Annotated in this window: 5 protein-coding genes; all 5 read right to left on the bottom strand. The window is 51.4% G+C overall.

Annotation, left to right across the window (positions count from 1 at the left end; all coding sequences use genetic code 11):
• Positions 1-217, bottom strand: a 217-nt coding sequence (locus K245_RS0122155) for a hypothetical protein (RefSeq protein ID WP_027360887.1), incomplete at its 3' end; no start/stop codon positions are given.
• Entirely contained in the window at positions 207-2,834 is a 2,628-nt protein-coding gene (locus tag K245_RS27090) for a phage tail tape measure protein (RefSeq protein ID WP_198013968.1), read from the bottom strand. The genes K245_RS27090 and K245_RS0122155, both read right to left, overlap by 11 nt.
• A gap of 305 nt (positions 2,835-3,139) precedes the next feature.
• On the bottom strand, positions 3,140-3,439 hold the full coding sequence (locus K245_RS0122145; RefSeq protein ID WP_035278077.1) for a DUF6848 family protein: 300 nt from the start codon (positions 3,437-3,439) through the stop codon (positions 3,140-3,142).
• A 165-nt stretch (positions 3,440-3,604) separates the two neighbouring features.
• Positions 3,605-4,033, bottom strand: coding sequence for a hypothetical protein (locus K245_RS0122140; RefSeq protein WP_027360885.1), 429 nt, complete (start codon positions 4,031-4,033; stop codon positions 3,605-3,607).
• 15 nt (positions 4,034-4,048) lie between these two features.
• On the bottom strand, positions 4,049-5,146 hold a 1,098-nt coding region (locus K245_RS26020; RefSeq protein ID WP_035278075.1), incomplete at its 5' end, for a DUF2586 domain-containing protein.

Raw genomic sequence — 5,146 nt, 5'->3', positions numbered from 1 at the left:
AGGTGCTCTGGTCATCGGTCAGAAGCTCCAGCGTAAGCGACACATCCGCGTCTTCCCAGCCCATGGCCACCTTGACCTTGCCTGATCCGCCTCCGTCCTGTTTTGTTTCATCAAACCGGACAGATCCCCTGGCAGACTGATGTTTCAGAATACCAGGCAGAATCTCTCCGTTCAGCAGCACAATTCCATCTTCATAGGTCAGCATTCTACCAGCCATGAGCTTCCACCATTCCTTTCAGGGCAGTGACAAATCCGTCGGAGTCCTTTACTTCAGGCAATACAAGCGACCTGATATGCACTTCTATTTTTCTGCTTTTCCCTGCCTCGTTCGTGCTTTTTACGTTTTTGGCGCTATCGCCAAGGACGATTTCAGGCAAGGCAGGAGCAGGAACTCCACTGCCAGGCTCTGGCATTTTAAGGGCCAGGGACGAAGCAACTGTTGCCTGAAGATCAGGAGCTGCCTGCCTGACTCCTGTGCCGAGGGTTTCCATCATCCTTGCCCCTGAAAGTGTCAGGGTCGATAATGGCCCTTCCTTGGCATCTGAAAACGGCAGAAGGTTTCTGATTTTCTGAAGGCCTGATTCCACAAGCTGGGCAGGCACTGAAAGAGCCGATCTTATGCCTTCGGTGAAAGTGCTTATGAGTTTGGCCCCAGACTCAAACAAATTGAGGCCGCTGAACAGATTCTGGATGGTTGCCTTTATGGTCTCGATCGATGTCGTAAGTGTCAGCAAGGCTCCATCAATGAAGGTTGTCAGAAGATTTTTGCCAGCATCCATAAGGCTTCCGCCCATTTCAATGGCGGATTTGATCCATTGAACAGGAGCAAGATTCATAAGAGCGTTCATGACCCTATCAGAAAGTGATGTGAAATAACCGACCACGCTATCCACAAAGCCGCTGACAACTCCTGGTATGGCGGCAACAGTCACATAAATCCATCCTGCGGATTCACCGATTGCCTTGCCAAGCCATCTGAAACCATCCGCCAAAGCTCCGACAATCTGAAAGACCATTTTTAAGGGAATAATGAGGACTTTCAGAACCTCGACAAGAAGCTGCAAGCCGGAACCTGCGATTACTCCTACAACCTGGCCGAATAGTTTCCAGCCCGAAACATTAGTCCCGGACATGCCACCCATTACTGAAGAGACAACTTCCTTAATCAGGTCAATCACCGGAGCCAGGGCAGAACTAATCTCTGTCCAAACAGGCAGAAGCGAATCCATCAATCCGCTGGTTACGGATTTGAAGGCAGATACAAATCCTCCGAAAGCCTCCTGAATTCTGTAAATCACCTTGCTGACAGTGGTTACGACTCCCACAAGACCGTTTGCCTGGATATCCTTGGCAAGCTGGCCGCGTATTTCTCCAGTGCCATTTTTAAGCGATGCAAAAACAGCCTGAACACCGCTGAAGACCAGAGTCACCTTTGTCCACCATGAAGATATCTTGTCGGCCATGCCTCCGAAATTGCTTTTCCATGCCAGAGTAAGTGCGGCCACAGCGGCAATCAGAATCAATACAGGCCATGATAAGCCCGCGATCACAGCGCCCAGAGAAGTCAGGGCGGATGTTATCCACGGCAAAGCAGCGGCAAGAAGTGCGCTTACGGCGTGAAAGGACACAAAAGCCGCTCCGGCCGTGGCTGCGACTCCTGCGATAAAAATCAGGGTTTTGCCGACAGATGAGGACGCAAGCGAATTAAGAACATCCACAACCTTTCCAAGCCATTCGACCAGAATTCTTAAAACCGGCAGGAATATGTCTCCTATGGTGATCTTTAATCCGTCCCAGGCTCCGGACAGCATTTCCACAGCTCCTTTGAAATTATCCAGGTTCTTGCTTGCCACAGAGGCGGCCTTGCCAGGCTGCGCCAGTGTTTGCGCGTATGTTTTTACCTTGTTTACGCCCACAGACATCAGGGCGGTTACGCTGCTTATAGCTTCTTCACCAAAAATCTTTTTGAACACTTCAGCTCTGTCTGCGGTTCCCATGGTTTTGGTTTTTGCTTCAAGACTGCTTAAAATGTTGTAGATGGGCAGCATATTGCCTGCAGCGTCCTTGGTTTTAAGTCCAAGCTTCTGAAGAGTGTCGGCAGCTTGGCCAGCGGGAGCCTGCAATCTCTGGAACATGATCTTGATTCCTGTGCCTGCGACACTTGCGTCAATGCCAACATTACCAAGCTGGCCCGCCATTGCCGCCACATCCGCGATTGATGCTCCGGCTGCCGCAGCCACAGGAGCCGCGTTTGCCATGGTGGATGACAGACTTTCAAGGGTCGTGTTTGATGAGGTGAATGTGCTGGTCAGAATATCTGCCACCTCTCCGGATCTGCTTGCTTCAAGATGAAAAGATCTCAGAACGCTTGACGCAATTCCTGCCGTTCTTCCCAGATCCATCTGGGACGCGGCCGCAAGATCGAGAACGCCAGGCAGTGCCGCTATATTTTCTTTGACCGTAAACCCGGCCATACCCAGGGATTTTTCTGCGGCAGCGACTTCGCCTGCCGAAAACACGGTTGAAGCGCCAAGATCAAGGGCAGACTGTTTCAAAGCAGCCATCTCTGAAGCGCTGGCATTTGTTATGGCCCCGACCCCTGATATGGCTGATTCCAGATCTGCGGCCGCAGACACGCAGGGCACCAGCGAGCCAAGCAGGATTCCGGCCGCGACGGCAAGCGGTAGCATTTTTTCCGCAAGTTTTGACATCCTTCCGGACAAGCTCAACGCAGCCTGCCCAGTTTCGCCCAGCTCGTTTTTCACTTTCCTGAGCGGGCCTGTGATGTTGTCCACAAGACTCATAACAGCCTGTACCGAATATATTCCGTCCATATTGCCTCCAAAAGCCCCTACAAATATGACGCTACAAAGATGTCGCTCCTCTGGAGCTGAAAGGGAATAAACCTTCATAAGCTACAAAGATGCTGCTCCTACGGAGCTGATAATGAGTCCATCTTATTTACCGCCGAAAATTCTTGATACCCCGGTCAATAACCGTTCCTCGATCCAGAGAGCGCCAGCAGACTGCCTCGCGAAATCTTCCATGTCATCTGCCGGACTCTCCCTCAGAAAGAACCGGATCAGCAGGCCATACTGCTCAATGGCGCTTGATCCGATTTCTTCCCTTGCTTTTGCGATCAGTTTCCCAGGTCGCCAAATCCCACAGCCTTGAGCAACTCGTTTCCGAAAGCGGAAGCAAGACCAGGATAAACCTTGAAGTCTTCCTGAATCTGGGCCTTGTCGTCAGGATGAACAGCATCCAGACAAAGCCCTTCCAGGGCCTTTGCCGGAGATTTCATCATCTGCTTCTGGCAGCGATCGACTGACGGAGTTTTTGGACGCGTGAAACGAAAAGCTTTTTCAATTTCTATGTCTGCGAAAGGGTCATTAAAACTGTGTTTAAATTCTTTGTAACCGCTTGTGTTTTCATCTGGCATTTGCGTTCTCCCTATTTTTATTTTAAAAATTAGCCTCGTTATTTCGTTTTGCATTCAAGATGACATCAAGGCGGCAAGAAGGAAGCGACGCAAGGTGTACGTCCTCTGTACATCGAGGAGCTGACGCCGCAGCCAACGCAGATGCCGCTTGAATGCGAAATGGAATTAATACGCCGGGGTTCCATCCCATTCTATAGGACTCAGCACCACAAAATCGAACTTGAGCGCGCCCACGTTATCCTCATCCTGCTTGCCTGAAGTGTCAGACTTTGTGATCATAACGTCTGACAACTTGTCCGTGATTGTGGGCTGACCATCATTTGCGTAAGACACGTTGATATTGAACGGCGTGGTCTTGTAATACGATCCTCCGAGGGATTTTCTAAGACGCTCGGCCTCATCACGATCCAGGGTCATGGAGCCGCTCGCCTTGTAGTTTTTCCTGCCGTATCCTCTTGGCTTGCCGCCTTTTCCGTATCTTGCCTCGACCGGCCTTTCGTCCGCGTAGCTGATTTCGGTTATGCCCACAGCTCCGCCGGAAGGCAGCTGGATTTCTATTCCTTCCCAGTCATACAGATTTCCGTTAATAGGCATTTAGTACCTCCTGTTTTAGCTGGCCTGTTTCAACCTTGGGTCAAAGGATCCGCCCGCATATGTGTAGCCAGCATAGAGTTTGATGGATCTTATGATCGGTATGCCGATCAGGGTCATTTCCACGGCCACGCCATTATTCACGATGTCCTGGCCTGGCGGTATCACAACCTGATAAGCCGCCATCTCCTGCGGCACGGATGCCGTCATTGTTCCGAGTGCCGTTTCTATGCTTGCCTTGAGATAATTGATTCCGCTGGCTCCGCCTTCACGCACAGGATCTCCGGCTTCATCATAAAGAGCTTTCAGGGCCGCGATTCTTGCCAGCCTCACAGCCTTGAACACGACACGGAGCACTTCCTCATACCTGTAGTCGCTTGTCGCATCCGCCATTGTCCTTGAGTCTCCCCAAAAAGGTGATTCAAGCCCGGCGTAATATTTGGCAGTCACAAACCCGGATGCTTCGAGCTGTTTCTGCATTGCGTCCGTGAAGCCTGAAGGCAGCGCGCCCTGGGAAATTCCTCCGTCACGCACACGGCCCGCCGCCCTCATGACAGGGATTGAAAGAACCCTTCCGGCAAGAAGACCAGCCCAGTTCCTTGTGATGCGCTTACCTGTTATGTCAGAGGCTTCTCCAAAAGCTGAACATACGATCACGAATCTGTGGCTGAATCCCTGACGCTTTTTGATCATTGCCGCCGTCCAGGTGTTCAGATCCTCATCAGCGTATGGCAGACGGGTTTCCGCCCTGAAATATAAAGGCCTGTGAATCGCCCAGAGAGAATCCGCCTTGACGCCCATGGCTGCCCAGTCAACAGAATCAGACGGCCCGACAATATAGACTGATTCCACGTCAAATCTCGCGAGCGGTTGATCAATGGCTGTCATGATCCCGCTTATGGATGGAACCGGCTCAAGAACCGAAAATGCATAGATTGTTCCGGCCACCTGGGTTCCGGTTGCTGTTATGGTGACGCCGGTATCTCCGCATGTGATCAGTCCTGAAAGAGGAACAGTCTGCACCTGGGATGTCGAATCACCGCCGTCAAGGCTGAGTGTATATGTGGCCGTGTTCAGAGCGCCTCCCGCGACTATTGTCAGAAGGATGTCAGCTCC

Origin of the sequence: Desulforegula conservatrix Mb1Pa, assembly GCF_000426225.1 — a bacterium.
Classification (GTDB): domain Bacteria; phylum Desulfobacterota; class Desulfobacteria; order Desulfobacterales; family Desulforegulaceae; genus Desulforegula; species Desulforegula conservatrix.
Note: the sequence above shows the minus strand (reverse complement) of the source record. Positions and strands in the feature narration are given on the sequence as shown.